This window comes from Pseudomonas sp. WT-JTC, assembly GCF_056711565.1.
Map to the genome: position 1 here is coordinate 580,954 of NZ_CM160042.1, position 17,455 is coordinate 598,408.

Below are 17,455 nucleotides of genomic sequence, written 5' to 3' on the forward strand. Positions count from 1 at the left end.
GCGACGCTCGGATTTTTCGTATATCCGGGCGTCACGAGCCTGCGTTAGTCTGACCATTCATTGCTGTCTGCCGAGCTTTCCATGCCTGACCTGCTAGACCGCTACCCGCTGACGGCGGGCACCTATCATGAACTGCTCGACGACTGTGGCGCCGTGCGCCCGCACTGGCGCCGGCTGTTCGAGCAGTTGCAACGCAGCACGCCGGCGCAATTGGTGCAGCGTCAGGCCCTGCTGACCCGGCAGATTCAGGAAAACGGCGTTACCTATAACGTTTATGCCGATCCCAAGGGCGCTGACCGGCCATGGGAGCTGGACCTGCTGCCGCATATCATCGCTGATGATGAGTGGGAGCGCCTGGCGGTCGGCATCGCACAACGGGCCAGGTTGCTCAATGCCGTGCTGGCTGACCTGTACGGGCCACAGCGCCTGATTGCCGAGGGGTTGCTGCCGGCGGAACTGGTGTTCGGTCACAATAATTTTCTTTGGCCCTGTCAGGGCATCAGCCCGCCTGACGGGGTCTTTCTGCATCTGTATGCCGTGGATCTGGCGCGCACACCCGATGGCCGCTGGTGGGTCACGGCGGATCGTACCCAGGCGCCTTCGGGTGCCGGGTATGCGCTGGAAAACCGCACGATTGTGTCCCGGGCCTTTCCCGAGTTGTACCGCGATCTGAAAGTGCAACACCTGGCCGGGTTCTTCCGCACCTTGCAGGAAACGCTGGCTCGTCAGGCCCCGAGTGACGGGGACGCGCCACTGGTCGTGCTACTGACGCCGGGGCGTTTCAACGAAAGCTATTTTGAACATCTGTACCTCGCTCGACAGCTTGGCTACCCACTGGTGGAGGGCGGCGACCTGACGGTGCGCGACGCCACGGTCTACCTGAAGACCCTCAGTGGCCTGCGCCGGGTCCACGCGATCATGCGCCGGCTCGACGATGATTTCTGCGACCCGCTGGAGCTGCGTACCGACTCGGCCCTGGGGGTGCCGGGGCTGCTTGAGGCTGTGCGGCAGGGGCGGGTGCTGGTGGCCAACGCTCTGGGCAGCGGTGTGCTGGAGTCGCCCGGTCTGTTGGGTTTCCTGCCGAAGATCAATCAATTCCTGTTCGGCGAAGAACTGATCCTGCCGTCCATCGCCACCTGGTGGTGCGGCGAGGCGCCGGTATTGGCCCAGGCCCTGGAAAAACTGCCGGAACTGCTGATCAAGCCGGCGTTTCCGTCCCAGAGCTTTGCACCGGTATTTGGCCGTGACTTGAGTGAAAAACAGCGCCAGGAGCTCGCCGAGCGCATGCAGGCACGGCCATACGCTTATGTGGCGCAAGAACTTGCGCAATTGTCTCAGGCGCCGATCTGGCAAGCCGAAGACGGTCAGTTGCAACCCCGTGCCATCGGCATGCGCGTGTATGCGGTCGCCAGCCGCGAGGGATATCGGGTGCTGCCCGGTGGCTTGACCCGGGTCGCCGCCCAGGCCGATGCCGAAGTGGTGTCGATGCAGCGCGGCGGCGCCAGCAAGGACACCTGGGTGCTGGGCGATCGTGCGCCCAGCGGCGAGCAATGGAAGGCCCAACGCAACATCGGTGTGCATGACCTGGTGCGGCGCGATCCGTACCTGCCATCGCGGGTGGTGGAAAACCTGTTCTGGTTCGGTCGTTACTGCGAACGTTGCGACGACAGTGCCCGTTTGCTGCGCATCATGCTGGCGCGCTATGTCGATGGCGACGACCCGCAAGCCCTGCAGGCGGCGGTGGATCTGGGCGAGCGGCTGATGCTGCTGCCCGATGAGGGTGAATTGCCGGAACGTCTGTTGGCGGCGCTGCTCGGCGATGACTGGCCGTTCAGCCTGCGTTCCAACCTGCAACGCTTGCAATGGGCGGCTTCGCAAGTGCGCGGCAAGCTCTCGCGGGAAAACTGGCAGGCGCTGGTGGAGTTGCAGCGTGAAGCCATGGAGCTGGAAACCGAAGAGCCGGATTTCGGCGAGTTGCTGGACTTCCTCAACCGTCTGGTGATGTCCCTGGCGGCGCTGTCCGGCTTTGCCCTGGATGACATGACCCGGGACGAAGGCTGGCGTTTCCTGATGATTGGCCGGCGGCTCGAGCGACTGCAATTTCTCAGCGGCAGCCTGGCGGCGTTCCTGCGGGGTGCCGGGGCTTTCGATCAGGCCGGGCTGGAATGGTTGCTGGAACTGGGCAACAGCAGTATCACCTACCGTTCTCGCTACCTGGCGGTGGCGCAGCTGATCCCGGTGCTCGACCTGTTGTTGCTCGACGAGCAGAACCCTCACGCCGTGTTGTTCCAGTTGAAACTGGTGACGCGCACCCTCAAGCGCCTCAATGATGACTTTGCGGTGCCGCGCGAAGCCGCACTGCCGCAATTGGTCGAGCGTCTGGCGCGATTCGATCTGGGCTGCCTGGAAAACCCGCTGTTCGGTGACGCGAGTGTTCGCGCCGCCATCGAGGGGCTGGCCGCGCTGCTGCAAGAGATCGCTGACGCCAGCGGGCAGGTTTCCGATCGCCTGGCGCTGCGACACTTCGCCCATGTCGACGATGTCAGCCAGCGCACGGTGTCCGTCTGATGAGCGCTCACTACCAGATTTTCCACGACACCCATTATCACTACGACAGCCCGGTGTCCCTGGCCCAGCAACTGGCGCATTTGTGGCCGCGGCCTTGTGAATTGCAGCGCTGCACCGACCGGCAGTTGCAGATCAGTCCGCAGCCGACCTCGCGTCGCGATGAACTGGATGTATTCGGCAACCCGCTGACCCGGCTGGCGTTCGAGCGTCCCCACGATGAACTGCTGGTCAACGCCAGCCTCACGATCGAAGTGTTGCCCCGACCTGTGTCGGACTTCAGCCGGTCTCCGGCGTGGGAAGGCACACGAAGTGCGCTGACCTACAGCAGCCAGCCGCTGTCGCCTCAATTGCTGGAAGCCTGCCGATACCGGTTTGAATCGCCGTATGTGCATTTGAAGAAAAACTTCGTGGAGTTTTCCGAAAGTTGCTTCCCGGCGGGTCGACCGTTGCTACTCGGCGTGCAGGCGCTGATGGAGAAAATCTTCAGCGAGTTCACCTTCGATGCCGAAGCGACACAGGTGGCGACGCCGCTGGTAGAGGTGCTGGAGCGCCGACGCGGGGTCTGTCAGGACTTTGCTCACCTGATGCTCGCTTGCGTGCGCTCCCGTGGGTTGGCGGCACGGTACATCAGCGGCTATTTGCTGACCCAGCCACCGCCGGGCCAGCCACGGCTGATTGGTGCTGATGCGTCTCACGCCTGGGTATCGGTGTTTTGCCCGGTGCTGGGGTGGGTAGATTTCGACCCGACCAACAATGTGCAACCGGCGCTGGAGCACATCACCCTGGCCTGGGGCCGGGATTTTTCCGATGTGTCGCCATTGCGGGGGGTAATACTGGGAGGAGGGAACCACGACCCGGAAGTTCGGGTAACGGTGATGCCACTGGAATAACAACGATCCACCCTGTAGGAGCGAGCTTGCTCGCGATGGACGTCAACGATGACGCGTCCTGTCTGGAAAAACGCGCTGTCTTCGATATCTTCGCGAGCAAGCTCGCTCCTACACGGACACAGATCCGGTGGGCCGGATCAGATCAACCGGCCCGGAGGTTCTCAGGCGTCGGGCGCCGAGTCTTTCGGTGCATCAACATCATCTTCTGCCGCCACTTCACCCTCAGGGTTCAGGGCAGCTTCTTCAGCTGTAGCTTTCTTGCGCTGAAGCTTTTCCTCTTTCTTCTGCTCCTTGGCCAAGTCTCTCTGACGTTTGGCGAAGGAGTAATTAGGTTTGGCCATGGGCGATCCTCTGGGGTCGAAGGTGAGGTTGAGCGGCGCATATTCTGCCCTGTATCGGTGTCGAGCCGTTAGCTGGGTTTTTGCTCGGCCCATTTTGGCGCTATGGACGGTTGCCAGGCATCCAGGGCATCGAGCAGGGTTTGCGGCGACTCGCTCACTTGCAGCATGTCACGGTGCTGCCCGCGAACGAAGCCTTCGCCGACGATGTGATCGAGAAAAGACGTCAATTTGCTGTAGAAACCGTTCACCTCCAGCAAACCCAACGGTTTGCCGTGGTAGCCGAGCTGGCCCCAGGTCCAGACTTCGAACAGTTCTTCGAGGGTGCCAAGGCCACCGGGCAGCGCGATAAAGGCATCACTGAGCTCGGCCATCCGGGCCTTGCGCGCGTGCATGCCATCAACGACTTCCAGGCGAGTCAGGCCGCTGTGGCCGATTTCCTTGTCCTTGAGGCTTTGCGGGATGATGCCGATCACTTCACCGCCGGCCGCCAGGGCCGCATCAGCGACAATGCCCATCAGGCCCACGGCGCCACCGCCGTACACCAGGGTCAGCTTGCGTTCGGCCAAAGCCCGGCCAAGAGCCACGGCTGCTTCATGGTAAGCCGGGTTGGTGCCGGTGCTGGCACCACAAAATACACAAACGGATGTTAAAGACATGCCTTGCTCCTTGGTCGATCAGGGCCACAGAGTAAAGGCATGCGCACGGCCCTCCAAGGGCTAGACTTCGTGTTTCGGCGTTTCGTACGTTCCGCTGGCGCCGCAGGCGTAGGCGGCGAGCAAACTGCACAACAGGCTGTTGATGGACATGATCAGTGCTCCGGCTTTTTTGGGTGGAGAGGGGGGGACGGCCTGATGATAGGGCCGGACCAGACGCCTGGCCGGTAGATTGTTTGCATCGTGCCCATAGCCCGAAAGTTGTATACAATTTTTGATTCAAGTCATATGAACTTGCGAAGTTTTCAGGCAGTCTTCTGTCCATTCGCATTTCTGCTAACCCTGCCTTGGAGATTCACCATGTTTGCCAAACTTGTTGCTGTATCCCTGCTGACACTGGCCAGCAGCCAATTGATGGCTGCAGAGTGCAAAGTCACCGTCGACTCCACCGACCAGATGTCTTTCGACACGAAGGCCATTGAAATCGACAAGAGCTGTAAGACGTTTACCGTGGAACTCAAGCACTCCGGCAGCTTGCCGAAGAACGTCATGGGCCATAACTGGGTGCTGAGCAAAGAAGCCGACATGCAGCCGATCGCCACCGACGGCCTGAGCGCCGGCATCGACAAGAACTACCTGAAGGAAGGCGACGCCCGCGTGATCGCCCACACCAAGATCATCGGCGCCAATGAAACCGACTCGGTGACCTTCGACGTGTCGAAGCTGGATGCCGCTGAAAAATACGGTTTCTTCTGCTCGTTCCCGGGCCACATCTCGATGATGAAAGGTACCGTGACCCTGAAGTAATCAGGCACACCGCGTCATCGTTCTTCGCGAGCAAGCCCGCTCCCACAGGGACAACACAGTACCTGTGGGAGCGGGCTTGCTCGCGAAGGGGCCAGAAGCATCAACGCATGTTCTGGCCAAAGAAAAGCCCGCTGAAGCTCAACACTTCAGCGGGCTTTTTCATTCACTCACACCTCAAGGTGCAAACGGCATCACGCGCTTGTGATGGGTCTTGTTGTAGGTGTCGCAAATGATCCTGAATGCTTCCTCGCGCACCGGATTGCCGTGCAGGAACGCATCGATCTCGGCATAGGTCACGCCGTGGGAAGCTTCGTCCGGTTTGCCGGGCGACAGGTCTTCAAGGTCGGCGGTCGGGACTTTCTCCACCAGCGACTCCGGCGCGCCGAAGCTGCGGGCGATGGCGCGGACCTGGTTTTTCACCAGGCCACTCAGTGGCGCCAGGTCGCAGGCGCCGTCACCGAACTTGGTGAAGAAACCCATCACCGCTTCTGCCGCGTGATCGGTGCCGATCACCAGTCCATGGGTCGCGCCGGCGATGGTGTACTGGGCGACCATGCGCATGCGCGCCTTGGTGTTGCCGAGCACGAAATCCACCGACACCGCATGTTTGCCTTCAAAGGCCGCCACTTCATTGGCCAGGGATTTGACCGCCGGGCCGATGTTCACGGTGTGGCGCTCGTCCGGCTTGATGAAATCCACCGAAGCCTGGGCGTCGTGCTCATCGAACTGGGTTTCGTAGGGCAGGCGCACGGCGATGAATTTGTAGGCGGCATCACCGCTGCGCTGGCGCAGTTCACGGATGGCACGTTGGGCCAGCAGGCCAGCGGTCAGGGAGTCGACACCGCCACTGATGCCCAATACCAGGGTCTTGAGCCCGGAGTTGACCAGGCAGTCCTGGATGAAGGTCACCCGCCGGGCGACTTCGGCCTCGAGGGCGGCTTCGTCGGCGAATGGCGGTTGGACCTTGAGCTGTTCAGCAATCTCACGCTGTACGGCTTGCATGAATTCACTCCTTGCTTGATGTACTTGAAAGGGCGGCAGGTACTTGGAAAACGTGTCGCAAGTAAGCGACGAAATTCGGGTCTTTGCAGTGCGTCTTGCCTGGCTCGTCGGAAATCTTTGCCACCGGCTGGTCGTTGCAGGCGCTCATTTTAAGCACGATGCTCATCGGTTCGACACCCGGAATATCACAGGTCAGGTTGGTGCCGATGCCGAAGCTGACATTGATCCGACCGCGCAACGCCCGGAATATCTCCAGGGCCTTGGGCAGGGTCAGGCTGTCGGAGAAGGTCAGCGTCTTGCTCATCGGGTCGATGCCGAGCTTGTGATAGTGGGCAATGGCTTTTTCCGCCCAGACCACCGGATCGCCCGAGTCGTGGCGCAAACCGTCGAAAAGCTTGGCGAAAAACAGATCGAAGTCGCCGAGGAAGGCATCCATGGTGATGCAATCGGTCAGGGCGATCCCCAGCAGGCCACGGTATTCGCGGACCCAGCAATCGAGTGCGGCGATCTGGCTGTCGATCAGCCGGGGGCCGAGTTGCTGGTGCGCCATGATCCATTCGTGGGCCATGGTGCCCAGCGGTTTCATGTCCAGCTCCCGGGACAGGTGCACGTTACTGGTGCCGACGAAGCGTCCGGGGAAATCGTGCTTGAGCACATTCACCACTTCTTCCTGCACGCGATACGAGAAGCGACGGCGGGTGCCGAAGTCGGCCACCTGCAATTCGGACAACTCATCACTGCTGGCGTTGGCGCTCAGCCAGTCGAACTTGCGGTAGAGCTGCTCGCGGGCCCGCTCCAGCACGACTTCGCGGTAGCGATAGCGGTTGCGCACCTCGCTGACCAGCGCCAGCAGCGGTACTTCGAACAGGATCACATGCAGCCAGGGGCCCCGCAGGCGGATAAACAGCTGACCGTTTTCGATGCCGGTGTGGATATAGCGCAGGTTGAAGCGAAACAACCCGAGGAAACGCAGGAAATCCGGCTTCAGGAAGCTGATGCGCTCCAGAAAGCTCAATTGATCGGAGCTCAGGCTCAACTCGGCCAAGCGCTCGATCTGGAAACGGATTTCCGCCAGGTAGGGGCGCAAGTCCTCGCTGTTACGGCAACGAAACTCCCATTCGACTTCGACGTTCGGGTAGTTGTGCAGCACCGCCTGCATCATCGTCAGTTTGTAGAAGTCGGTGTCGAGCAGGTTCTGCACGATGCGATCGGCAAACACACTCTCGCTCATAACGGGAATCTCCAGCGTTGCAGCGGTATTGATCAATGGCGCTAGTGGCGCATATCGGTGGCAGGGATTGCCAGCAATTTTTTGGTTCGCAACAGAACCCTGTGGGAGCGGGCTTGCTCGCGAAGGCGGCTTCTCGTTCAACATTTACGGTGACTGACACACCGCTTTCGCGAGCAAGTCGGATCGCCGCACCGCCGCTCCCACAGGTACAGCGTGCAACGCTAAATTTGCGAGATCTCGGGGCTGTCTATCTGCTCCAGCATCCACTTCACAAAGTCCCGCACCTTGGGCACTTCCGCCGAGTGCTCCGGGTATGCCAGGTAATAGGCATCGCTGCTGGGCATTGCATGCTGCCAGGGAATGACCAGCTTGCCGTCGGCCAGTTCCTCTTCCACCAGAAACCGTGGCAGCAGCGCCACGCCGCAGCCAACCTGGGCGGCGCGGATGCACATGTAGAAGGTTTCGAAACGCGGGCCGTGGTAGCTGTGCTCGGTGTGGTAGCCCTGGTGGTCGAACCAGTCGTGCCAGGCCTGGGGGCGGGAAGCGTTTTGCAGCAGGACCAGGTCGGTCAGTTGCGTCGGATCGGTAAATGGCGTGTCCGGCAGGCTGCCGGGGGCGCACACCGGCACCAACTCTTCGCCGAACAGCTTCAGGCATTCGGTACCGGGCCGTGAGCCCTGGCCGAAGTAGAACGCCAGGTCGCTGCGACCTTGCAGCAGATCGTCGGCTTCCTGCTCGCTGCACAGGTCCAGGTGGATCGACGGGTGCCGCAAGCGCCAGCCTTTCAGGCGCGGCACCAGCCAGCGCGCGCCGAAGGTGGGGGGCGTCGAAACCCGCAGGACTTCTGTTTCGCCACCGTAGGAACGCAGGTAATGGGTCGACATCTCGACCTGAGTGAGGATTTTTCGCACCTCAACCAGGTACAGATCGCCAGCCGGCGTCATCTGCAGGCGGCGGCGCACCCGGCGAAACAGCAGGTGCTGCAACAACTCTTCGAGTTGCGCGACCTGTTTGCTCACGGCGCTTTGGGTCAGGTTCAGCTCTTCGGCGGCCCGGGTGAAGCTCAAGTGCCGGGTGACGGCTTCGAAGCACTGCAACGCAGCGATCGATGGCAAGTAGCGTTTATTCAGCATGGGCGGTCCTTGGTTCTTGTTTCTTATTGCCAGCAATGCACAGCATGAATAAACGGAATGATATCTCTCTTAAAGGTCGTTTGTTGAGTAACCTCCGGGCAGCTAAAACTACAGGTCTGATCAGCCGTGATTTTCCGGCTGCACGTGTTCTGTCTTTTGCTTGAGGAGTGACCCATGGTTGCCGCATTGCTTGATCGTCTAGGTGTGAATCCGGCCCTGTACCAGAACGGCAAAGTGCCGGTGCATTCGCCGATCGATGGCAGCAGGATCGCCGCCGTGAACTGGGAAGGCGCGGCTGAAGTCGAGCAGCACATCAGTCGCGCAGATCATGCGTTCGAACTGTGGCGTAAAGTCCCGGCACCGCGCCGTGGCGAATTGGTGCGTCAACTGGGCGACATTCTGCGCGAATACAAGGCCGACCTCGGCGAACTGGTTTCCTGGGAAGCCGGCAAGATCACTCAGGAAGGACTGGGTGAAGTTCAGGAAATGATCGACATCTGCGATTTCGCCGTCGGCCTGTCCCGCCAGTTGTACGGCTTGACCATCGCTTCCGAGCGTCCAGGCCACCACATGCGCGAAACCTGGCATCCGCTGGGCGTCGTCGGGGTGATCAGCGCCTTCAACTTCCCGGTAGCGGTCTGGGCCTGGAACGCCACGCTGGCGCTGGTCTGCGGTAATCCGGTGATCTGGAAACCGTCGGAAAAAACCCCGCTGACCGCCCTGGCCTGTCAGGCGCTGTTCGACCGCGTGCTGAAGAACTTCAGCGATGCACCTGCACACCTGAGCCAGGTCATCATCGGCGGTCGCGATGCTGGCGAAGCGCTGGTCGATGACCCGCGTGTCGCGTTGGTCAGCGCTACCGGCAGCACCCGCATGGGGCGCGAAGTGGCGCCGAAAATCGCCGCACGCTTCGCCCGCAGCATTCTGGAATTGGGCGGCAACAACGCGATGATCCTCGGCCCGAGCGCCGACCTGGACATGGCCGTTCGCGCGATCCTGTTCAGCGCCGTGGGCACCGCCGGTCAGCGCTGCACCACCCTGCGTCGCCTGATTGCGCATGAGTCGGTGAAAGAAGAAATCGTCACTCGCCTGAAAGCCGCGTACTCGAAAGTACGCATCGGCCATCCGCTGGAAGGCAATCTGGTCGGTCCGCTGATCGACAAGCAAAGCTTCGACAACATGCAGGACGCGCTGGAACAGGCCCTGAGCGAAGGCGGTCGGGTGTTCGGCGGCCAGCGTCAGCTGGAAGACAAATTCCCGAATGCCTACTACGTGTCGCCGGCCATCGTCGAAATGCCGGAGCAGAGCGACGTGGTCTGTCACGAAACCTTCGCCCCGATCCTGTACGTGGTCGGTTACAGCGATTTCCAGGAGGCCCTGCGCCTGAACAACGCCGTGCCACAAGGCCTGTCCTCGTGCATCTTCACCACCGACGTGCGTGAAGCCGAGCAGTTCATGTCGGCGGTGGGCAGCGACTGCGGCATCGCCAACGTCAACATCGGCCCGAGCGGCGCGGAAATCGGCGGCGCATTCGGTGGCGAGAAAGAAACCGGCGGTGGTCGTGAATCCGGCTCCGATGCATGGCGCGGCTACATGCGCCGCCAGACCAACACCGTGAACTATTCGCTGGAGTTGCCGTTGGCGCAGGGCATCACGTTCGACTGATCGGTGATCCCCTGTAGGAGCGAGCTTGCTCGCGAAAAACGTCAAGGCAACGCGTTTATGCAGCAAGCACGCGTTATCGTTGGCGTCCATCGCGAGCAAGCTCGCTCCTACAGTTGAATGATGTGTTGGTTAGGTTTCTGTTGGAGTCTGGCAATGCCGTTACGCGAAGAGTGTCTGTGGGAAAAACTGACGCCGCAAAGGCCGGACAATTCGGCCCTCAAGGGTGAGGTCACGGTGGATGTCTGCGTCATCGGCGCCGGTTTTACCGGTTTGTCGGCGGCGGTGCATCTGCTGGAGCAAGGCAAGACCGTTTGTGTACTGGAGGCCCATCGCGCCGGCCACGGTGGTTCGGGGCGCAACGTCGGGCTGGTCAATGCCGGGATGTGGATTCCCCCGGACGAGATCGAAGCCGGGTTCGGCACGCAAGTCGGCAGCCAGCTCAACCGCATGCTGGGCGCGGCGCCATCCCTGGTGTTCAGCCTGGTGGACAAGTACGACATCGATTGCCAGCTGCGCCGCGAGGGCACGCTGCACATGGCGCACAACGCCCGTGGCGAGGCCGACTTGCGCAGTCGTGAAGAGCAATGGAAACGCCGCGGGGCGCCGGTGGAATTGTTGACCGGTCAGGCTTGCGAGCAGGCCACGGGCACCCAAAAGATTGCCGCCGCGCTGCTCGATCGCCGTGCCGGCACGCTTAACCCGATGGCCTACACCACCGGGCTGGCCAAGGCGGCCATCGGTCTGGGCGGGCAGTTGTTCGATCATTCTCCGGTCACCCGGCTCGAACGCCAGGGTCAGCGCTGGTCAGTGCAAACCGCCCAGGGTTCGGTCATGGCCGAGAAAGTGGTGATTGCCTCCAATGCCTACACCGAAGGCGACTGGACGGAGCTGCGACGCAATTTTTTCCCCGGTTATTACTATCAGGTGGCCTCGGTCCCGCTGACCGAAGAGGCCGCCCGGCAGATTCTTCCCGGCGGCCAGGGTTCCTGGGACACCCGCCAGGTCCTGAGCAGCATCCGTCGGGATAAAGACGGAAGGCTGCTGCTGGGTAGCCTCGGTAATGGCAATCAGAAACCGGCCTGGTTTCTCAAGGCCTGGGCCGATCGGGTACAACGACACTATTTCCCGTACCTCAAGCCGGTGGAGTGGGAGTGCACCTGGACCGGTCGCATCGCCTTCACCCCCGATCATTTGATGCGCCTGTTCGAACCTGCGCCCGGTCTGGTGGCCGTCACCGGTTACAACGGGCGGGGCGTGACCACGGGGACGGTGGTCGGCAAGGCCTTTGCCGACTACCTGTGTAACGGAAATCCTCAAGCGCTACCGATCCCCTTTGCCCCCATGCAGCCACTGGCCGGGGTGGGGTTGCGCAGCTGTCTGTATGAGGCGGGATTCTCGCTGTATCACGCAGGCCAGTGCCTGCGGATCGTGATCTGAATGTTGATTTTTGCAGCGGGAAGCGGCGCTTTTTCGATCTGCAGCTAGCCTGTCAATGGTGCGGGTTGTAGCAGTCCCCGCACCAGCAGTGTGCACTTCGGTGACGCACGTTGTTACAGGCTGGTTGCACGTCGTTTAATGCCGCGGTTGCAATGATGGCGCAGGCGGGTTGCGCCTCAAAAAAATAATGGTTTTACCTTCCGCGGTTTAGACGGTTGCACGCCCAATGAAAATGGGCCCGAAACAGTCGAAATAACAAGAAAGCAGCGACTTTTTTCAGAATAAAAAACCGATGGCACGGCCCTTGCTCTGAGCATTCAGTGAAGTCGCAGTGCCAATTAAAAAAAAACCATGGAGCACCACCTCATGTCCCATACGTTTTACAAGAAAGGCTTTCTGGCTCTCGCAGTGGCAACTGCGCTGGGTGTTTCTGCATTTGCACAAGCTGACGTGAAAATCGGTGTGGCGGGCCCGATGACAGGCGCCAACGCGGCATTTGGCGAGCAGTACATGAAGGGTGCACAGGCAGCGGCCGATGCGGTGAACGCAGCGGGCGGCGTGAACGGGGAAAAAATCGTACTGGTCAAGGGCGATGATGCCTGCGAACCGAAACAGGCTGTGACGGTCGCCAAGGACCTGACCGAAAAGAAAGTCGCTGGCGTAGTAGGTCACTTCTGTTCCTCGTCCACCATCCCTGCTTCCGAGATCTACGACGAAGCCGGCATCATCACGATCACCCCGGGTTCCACCAACCCCAAGGTGACCGAGCGCGGCCTGAGTGCCATGTTCCGCATGTGCGGGCGTGACGACCAGCAAGGTATCGTGGCAGGCGACTATGTCGTCGACGTGCTCAAGGGCAAGAAAGTCGCCGTACTGCACGACAAGGACACCTACGGTCAGGGCCTGGCGGACGCAACCAAGGCTCAGCTGGAAAAACGCGGCGTGAAGCCGGTGCTGTACGAGGGTCTGACCCGCGGCGAGAAAGACTTCAGCGCCGTCGTCACCAAGATCCGTGCGGCCGGTGCCGACGTGGTCTACTTCGGCGGCTTGCACCCGGAAGCCGGTCCACTGGTTCGGCAACTGCGTGAACAGGGCCTCAAGGACGTCAAGTTCATGTCCGATGACGGCATCGTGACGGACGAACTGGTGACCACCGCCGGTGGCCCACAGAACGTTGATGGCGTACTGATGACCTTCGGCGCCGACCCACGTCTGCTGCCAGACAGCAAGACCGTGGTAGACGCCTTCCGCAAGGCCGGCACCGAACCTGAAGGCTACACCCTGTACGCCTACGCCTCGGTTCAGACCCTGGCCGCAGCCTTCAATGGCGCCAAGTCCAACAAGGGCGAAGACGCTGCCAAATGGCTGAAAGCCAACCCGGTCAAGACCGTCATGGGCGAGAAGACCTGGGACAGCAAGGGCGACCTGAAAGTCTCCGACTACGTGGTTTACCAGTGGGACAAGGACGGCAAATACCACCAACTGGAAAAACAGAAGTAAGGGCTGACCTGATCGGCTGAGCCCACTGATCCCTTGTAGGAGCGGGCTTGCCCGCGAATGCGCCAGATCAGTCGACATCAATGTTGGCTGATACACCGCTTTCGCTGGCAAGCCAGCTCCTACAGGGGGCGGTGATGGGCTGCCTGATCGTGGCTGACATTGCTCCGACGTAAATCTGTATTTTCCTTAGAAGAACCGCACAGCCACATGTGCAGGTTCTCATTGCGTGAGATTGCGTTATGGATGGTATTTTCCTGCAGCAACTGGTCAACGGCCTGACCCTCGGGTCGGTCTATGGCCTGATCGCCATCGGCTACACAATGGTCTATGGCATCATCGGCATGATCAACTTCGCCCACGGCGAGGTTTACATGATTTCCGCTTACCTCGCGGCAATCAGTCTGGCTCTGCTGGCATACTTCGGTATTGAATCCTTCCCCCTGTTGATGCTCGGTACACTGATCTTCACCATCGTCGTCACGGCGGTGTATGGCTGGGTCATCGAGCGTGTTGCCTACAAACCCCTGCGTAACTCCACCCGGCTGGCACCGCTGATCAGCGCCATCGGGATTTCGCTGATCCTGCAAAACTATGCACAGATCGCCCAGGGTGCCCGCCAACAAGGCGTTCCGACACTGCTGACGGGTGCATGGCGAGTAGAAGTCGGGACCGGCTTCGTCCAGCTCACTTACACCAAGATCTTCATTCTGGTCGCAGCGTTTGTCGGGATGGGCCTGCTGACCTATGTCATCAAATACACCAAGCTCGGCCGCATGTGCCGCGCGACCCAGCAAGACCGCAAGATGGCCTCGATCCTGGGGATCAACACCGACCGCATCATTTCCTACGTGTTCATTATCGGTGCAGCGATGGCAGCCCTGGCCGGTGTGCTGATTACCATGAACTACGGCACGTTCGACTTCTATGCAGGCTTCGTCATCGGCATCAAGGCGTTCACCGCAGCGGTGCTCGGCGGGATTGGCTCGCTGCCTGGCGCCATGCTCGGCGGGATCATCCTCGGCATCTCCGAGTCGCTGTTCTCAGGTCTGGTCAACTCGGACTACAAAGACGTCTTCAGCTTCTCGCTGCTGGTTCTCGTTCTGGTCTTTCGGCCCCAGGGCCTGCTCGGCCGTCCTCTTGTGTCGAAGGTGTAAGCGATGTCTTCAACCACTAAAATAACCATTGATCTCAAAAAAAGCCTGGTTGACGCGATTCTTGCCGGCCTCGTGGCCCTGATTGTATTCGGCCCGATTGTCGGCATCGTCCTCGATGGCTATGGCTTCAACCTGGAAGCGACCCGGGTGGCCTGGATTGTCGCTATCGTCATGGCCGGTCGTTTTGCCTTGAGCCTGTTCCTGCAAACCCCAAAGGGCCTGAGAATTCTCGAAGGCTTTGAAAGCACCGGCTCCGGGGTTCATGTACTGGCGCCTGATTACAAATCCCGGTTGCGCTGGATCATCCCGCTGATGATTGCCATCGCCGTGGTGTTCCCGTTTTTCTCCAACTCCTACCTGCTGGGCGTGGTTATCCTCGGGCTGATCTACGTATTGCTGGGGCTGGGTTTGAACATCGTGGTCGGCCTGGCCGGCCTGCTCGACCTGGGTTACGTGGCGTTCTACGCCATCGGCGCCTACGGCCTGGCGCTCGGTTATCAGTACCTGGGGCTGGGTTTCTGGACGGTGTTGCCTCTGGCTGCAATTACCGCCGGCCTGGCCGGTTGCATCCTCGGTTTCCCGGTGTTGCGTTTGCACGGTGACTACCTGGCGATCGTGACCCTGGGCTTCGGTGAAATCATCCGGTTGATCCTCAATAACTGGCTGTCCCTGACCGGCGGCCCGAATGGCATGGCAGCGCCGTTGCCAACCTTCTTCGGCATCGAGTTCGGCAAAAGGGCGAAAGAGGGCGGGGTGCCGTTCCATGAGTTCTTCGGCATCGCCTACAACCCTGATGTGAAGTACTACTTCATCTACGCCGTGTTGTTCCTGGTGGTCCTGGCCGTGCTGCACATCAAGCACCGCCTGACCCGCATGCCGGTCGGCCGTGCCTGGGAAGCGCTGCGTGAAGACGAAATCGCTTGCCGCTCCATGGGCCTGAACCATGTACTGGTCAAGCTCTCGGCGTTCACCATCGGCGCTTCGACGGCTGGTCTGGCCGGGGTGTTCTTCGCCACTTACCAGGGCTTCGTCAACCCGACGTCGTTCACCTTCTTCGAATCGGCGCTGATCCTTGCCATCGTGGTACTCGGCGGCATGGGCTCGACCATAGGCGTCGTCATTGCGGCATTCGTGCTGACCGTGGCTCCGGAACTGCTGCGTGGCTTCGCCGAATACCGCGTGCTGCTGTTCGGCATCCTGATGGTGTTGATGATGATCTGGCGACCGCGCGGCCTGATTCGGATCAGCCGTACCGGTGTGACCCCGCGTAAAGGAGTAGCGCCATGAGCGAAGTCGTACTCAGTGTCGAAAAGCTGATGATGCACTTCGGCGGCATCAAGGCGTTGAACGATGTCAGCCTGAAAGTCCACCGCAATTCGATCTTCGCCCTGATCGGGCCCAACGGCGCCGGCAAAACCACGGTGTTCAACTGCCTGACCGGGTTCTACAAGGCTACCGGCGGCAAAATCGAACTCAATGTGCGTGGTCAGCAGACCAACGTCATCAAATTGCTGGGCGAATCGTTCAAGCCGACCGATTTCGTCTCGCCGAAATCCTTCGCCAGTCGGCTGTTCTACAAGGCGTTCGGCGGCACCCACCTGGTGAACCGTGCCGGGCTGGCTCGGACCTTCCAGAACATTCGCCTGTTCAAGGAAATGTCGGTGCTGGAAAACCTGCTGGTGGCCCAGCACATGTGGGTCAACCGCAACATGCTGGCCGGCATCCTCAACACCAAGGGCTATCGCAAGGCCGAAAGCGATGCGCTGGACCACGCGTTCTACTGGCTGGAAGTGGTGGATCTGGTGGACTGCGCCAATCGCCTGGCCGGTGAGCTGTCCTACGGTCAGCAACGCCGCCTGGAAATCGCCCGCGCCATGTGCACCCGTCCGCAGATCATCTGCCTCGACGAGCCGGCTGCCGGCCTCAACCCTCAGGAAACCGAAGCGCTGAGCGCGATGATCCGGCTGCTGCGCGACGAGCACGATCTGACCGTGGTGCTGATCGAACACGACATGGGCATGGTAATGAGCATTTCCGACCACATCGTGGTGCTGGACCACGGCATCGTCATCGCCGAGGGCGGCCCCGATGCGATTCGTAACGATCCGAAAGTGATTGCGGCCTACCTGGGCGCCGATGAAGAGGAAGTGGTGCTATGAGCCAACCCATCCTCGAACTCAAGGAACTGGATGTGTTTTACGGGCCGATCCAGGCCTTGAAGAAAGTCTCGCTGCACATCAAGGAAGGCGAAACTGTCAGCCTGATCGGCTCCAACGGTGCCGGCAAGTCGACCCTGCTGATGTCGATCTTCGGCCAGCCACGGGCAGCCGACGGGCAGATCCTTTATCAGGGCGTGGACATTACTCACAAGTCGTCCCACTACATCGCCTCCAACGGCATCGCGCAGTCGCCGGAAGGGCGGCGGGTGTTCCCCGACATGACAGTCGAGGAAAACCTGCTGATGGGCACTATCCCGATCGGTGACAAGTACGCCAAGGAAGACATGCAACGCATGTTCGAGCTGTTCCCGCGGCTCGAAGAGCGGCGTACCCAGCGGGCGATGACCATGTCCGGCGGCGAGCAGCAGATGCTCGCCATCGCCCGGGCCCTGATGAGCCGGCCCAAGTTGCTGCTGCTGGATGAGCCGAGCCTGGGCCTGGCGCCGATCGTGGTGAAGCAGATCTTCGCGACCCTGCGTGAACTGGCCAAGACCGGCATGACCATCTTCCTGGTGGAGCAGAACGCCAACCACGCCTTGCGTCTGTCGGACCGGGCGTACGTGATGGTCAACGGCGAAATCCGCATGACCGGCACCGGCAAGGAGCTGCTGGTCAACGAGGATGTGCGCAACGCCTACCTCGGCGGGCACTGATACCTTTCTGAAATACCCACAGCCCCGTCGAGCAATCGCCGGGGCTTTTTCTTATCCCGAACACCACGCCTCCTGTAGGAGCCGAGCATGCTCGCGATGGTCGTCAACGATGACGCGGGCTACCTGAATGCCCGCATTATCCCGACGCTCTTCGCGAGCATGCTCGCTCCTACAGGGGGATCCGGGAAATTGTGGAAAACAA

At 60.6% G+C, this 17,455-nt stretch carries 15 protein-coding genes; 10 read left to right on the forward strand and 5 right to left on the reverse strand.

Features of this window, described 5'->3' with window-relative positions; all coding sequences use genetic code 11:
* Positions 1 to 81: 81 nt before the first annotated feature.
* Together AC06G5_RS02535 and AC06G5_RS02540 are read left to right on the forward strand one after the other, a co-directional pair.
* Entirely contained in the window at positions 82 to 2,568 is a 2,487-nt protein-coding gene (locus tag AC06G5_RS02535; RefSeq protein ID WP_413425395.1) for a circularly permuted type 2 ATP-grasp protein, read from the forward strand.
* Positions 2,568 to 3,458, forward strand: a complete 891-nt coding sequence (locus AC06G5_RS02540) for a transglutaminase family protein (protein WP_480458944.1) — start codon at positions 2,568 to 2,570, stop codon at positions 3,456 to 3,458. The genes AC06G5_RS02535 and AC06G5_RS02540 overlap by 1 nt, the downstream gene beginning before the upstream one ends.
* Positions 3,459 to 3,619: 161 nt before the next feature.
* Here the strand turns inward: AC06G5_RS02540 and AC06G5_RS02545 are convergent, their stop codons facing one another.
* Both AC06G5_RS02545 and AC06G5_RS02550 read right to left on the reverse strand, forming a co-directional pair.
* Entirely contained in the window at positions 3,620 to 3,799 is a 180-nt protein-coding gene (locus tag AC06G5_RS02545) for a hypothetical protein (RefSeq protein ID WP_007973286.1), read from the reverse strand.
* 68 nt (positions 3,800 to 3,867) lie between these two features.
* Positions 3,868 to 4,455: an LOG family protein gene (locus AC06G5_RS02550; protein WP_413425389.1), complete on the reverse strand. Its 588-nt coding sequence runs from the start codon at positions 4,453 to 4,455 to the stop codon at positions 3,868 to 3,870.
* A gap of 357 nt (positions 4,456 to 4,812) precedes the next feature.
* Here AC06G5_RS02550 and azu point away from each other — a divergent pair, with 357 nt between their 5' ends.
* Complete coding sequence (gene azu, locus AC06G5_RS02555) at positions 4,813 to 5,259, forward strand: azurin (RefSeq protein WP_008016873.1); 447 nt, start codon at positions 4,813 to 4,815, stop codon at positions 5,257 to 5,259.
* A gap of 174 nt (positions 5,260 to 5,433) precedes the next feature.
* Here the strand turns inward: azu and nadE are convergent, their stop codons facing one another.
* The 3 genes from nadE to AC06G5_RS02570 form a co-directional block, all read right to left on the reverse strand.
* Positions 5,434 to 6,261 (reverse strand): ammonia-dependent NAD(+) synthetase, encoded by an 828-nt coding sequence (gene nadE / locus AC06G5_RS02560; RefSeq protein WP_413425387.1) that lies wholly within the window; start codon positions 6,259 to 6,261, stop codon positions 5,434 to 5,436.
* A gap of 4 nt (positions 6,262 to 6,265) precedes the next feature.
* A complete protein-coding gene (gene pncB / locus AC06G5_RS02565) occupies positions 6,266 to 7,492 on the reverse strand; it encodes a nicotinate phosphoribosyltransferase (protein ID WP_480458947.1) in 1,227 nt (408 codons plus the stop codon).
* A gap of 221 nt (positions 7,493 to 7,713) precedes the next feature.
* Positions 7,714 to 8,625 (reverse strand): LysR family transcriptional regulator, encoded by a 912-nt coding sequence (locus AC06G5_RS02570; protein WP_413425383.1) that lies wholly within the window; start codon positions 8,623 to 8,625, stop codon positions 7,714 to 7,716.
* 174 nt (positions 8,626 to 8,799) lie between these two features.
* Here AC06G5_RS02570 and amaB point away from each other — a divergent pair, with 174 nt between their 5' ends.
* From amaB to AC06G5_RS02605, 7 genes are all read left to right on the forward strand, one after another.
* Positions 8,800 to 10,290, forward strand: a complete 1,491-nt coding sequence (gene amaB, locus AC06G5_RS02575) for an L-piperidine-6-carboxylate dehydrogenase (RefSeq protein WP_413425381.1) — start codon at positions 8,800 to 8,802, stop codon at positions 10,288 to 10,290.
* A 153-nt stretch (positions 10,291 to 10,443) separates the two neighbouring features.
* Positions 10,444 to 11,727: an L-pipecolate oxidase gene (amaA, locus tag AC06G5_RS02580; protein WP_413425379.1), complete on the forward strand. Its 1,284-nt coding sequence runs from the start codon at positions 10,444 to 10,446 to the stop codon at positions 11,725 to 11,727.
* A gap of 366 nt (positions 11,728 to 12,093) precedes the next feature.
* Positions 12,094 to 13,227, forward strand: a complete 1,134-nt coding sequence (locus AC06G5_RS02585; RefSeq protein WP_111284308.1) for an ABC transporter substrate-binding protein — start codon at positions 12,094 to 12,096, stop codon at positions 13,225 to 13,227.
* A 239-nt stretch (positions 13,228 to 13,466) separates the two neighbouring features.
* A complete protein-coding gene (locus AC06G5_RS02590) occupies positions 13,467 to 14,381 on the forward strand; it encodes an ABC transporter permease subunit (RefSeq protein ID WP_008001868.1) in 915 nt (304 codons plus the stop codon).
* A 3-nt stretch (positions 14,382 to 14,384) separates the two neighbouring features.
* Positions 14,385 to 15,668 (forward strand): high-affinity branched-chain amino acid ABC transporter permease LivM, encoded by a 1,284-nt coding sequence (gene livM / locus AC06G5_RS02595; RefSeq protein ID WP_413425376.1) that lies wholly within the window; start codon positions 14,385 to 14,387, stop codon positions 15,666 to 15,668.
* On the forward strand, positions 15,665 to 16,540 hold the full coding sequence (locus AC06G5_RS02600; protein ID WP_111284314.1) for an ATP-binding cassette domain-containing protein: 876 nt from the start codon (positions 15,665 to 15,667) through the stop codon (positions 16,538 to 16,540). The genes livM and AC06G5_RS02600 overlap by 4 nt, the downstream gene beginning before the upstream one ends.
* A complete protein-coding gene (locus tag AC06G5_RS02605) occupies positions 16,537 to 17,253 on the forward strand; it encodes an ABC transporter ATP-binding protein (RefSeq protein WP_008016858.1) in 717 nt (238 codons plus the stop codon). The genes AC06G5_RS02600 and AC06G5_RS02605 overlap by 4 nt, the downstream gene beginning before the upstream one ends.
* The last annotated feature ends 202 nt before the right edge of the window (positions 17,254 to 17,455 follow it).

What these genes read in the sequence shown, in the direction of transcription:
- AC06G5_RS02605 (WP_008016858.1), top strand. Translation starts at nt 16,537, where the DNA reads ATGAGCCAACCCATCCTCGAACTCAAGGAACTGGATGTGTTTTACGGG.
- livM (WP_413425376.1), top strand. Translation starts at nt 14,385, where the DNA reads ATGTCTTCAACCACTAAAATAACCATTGATCTCAAAAAAAGCCTGGTT.
- AC06G5_RS02590 (WP_008001868.1), top strand. Translation starts at nt 13,467, where the DNA reads ATGGATGGTATTTTCCTGCAGCAACTGGTCAACGGCCTGACCCTCGGG.
- AC06G5_RS02600 (WP_111284314.1), top strand. Translation starts at nt 15,665, where the DNA reads ATGAGCGAAGTCGTACTCAGTGTCGAAAAGCTGATGATGCACTTCGGC.
- AC06G5_RS02540 (WP_480458944.1), top strand. Translation starts at nt 2,568, where the DNA reads ATGAGCGCTCACTACCAGATTTTCCACGACACCCATTATCACTACGAC.
- AC06G5_RS02550 (WP_413425389.1), bottom strand. Translation starts at nt 4,455, where the DNA reads ATGTCTTTAACATCCGTTTGTGTATTTTGTGGTGCCAGCACCGGCACC.
- AC06G5_RS02535 (WP_413425395.1), top strand. Translation starts at nt 82, where the DNA reads ATGCCTGACCTGCTAGACCGCTACCCGCTGACGGCGGGCACCTATCAT.
- amaA (WP_413425379.1), top strand. Translation starts at nt 10,444, where the DNA reads ATGCCGTTACGCGAAGAGTGTCTGTGGGAAAAACTGACGCCGCAAAGG.
- AC06G5_RS02545 (WP_007973286.1), bottom strand. Translation starts at nt 3,799, where the DNA reads ATGGCCAAACCTAATTACTCCTTCGCCAAACGTCAGAGAGACTTGGCC.
- nadE (WP_413425387.1), bottom strand. Translation starts at nt 6,261, where the DNA reads ATGCAAGCCGTACAGCGTGAGATTGCTGAACAGCTCAAGGTCCAACCG.
- pncB (WP_480458947.1), bottom strand. Translation starts at nt 7,492, where the DNA reads ATGAGCGAGAGTGTGTTTGCCGATCGCATCGTGCAGAACCTGCTCGAC.
- AC06G5_RS02585 (WP_111284308.1), top strand. Translation starts at nt 12,094, where the DNA reads ATGTCCCATACGTTTTACAAGAAAGGCTTTCTGGCTCTCGCAGTGGCA.
- azu (WP_008016873.1), top strand. Translation starts at nt 4,813, where the DNA reads ATGTTTGCCAAACTTGTTGCTGTATCCCTGCTGACACTGGCCAGCAGC.
- amaB (WP_413425381.1), top strand. Translation starts at nt 8,800, where the DNA reads ATGGTTGCCGCATTGCTTGATCGTCTAGGTGTGAATCCGGCCCTGTAC.
- AC06G5_RS02570 (WP_413425383.1), bottom strand. Translation starts at nt 8,625, where the DNA reads ATGCTGAATAAACGCTACTTGCCATCGATCGCTGCGTTGCAGTGCTTC.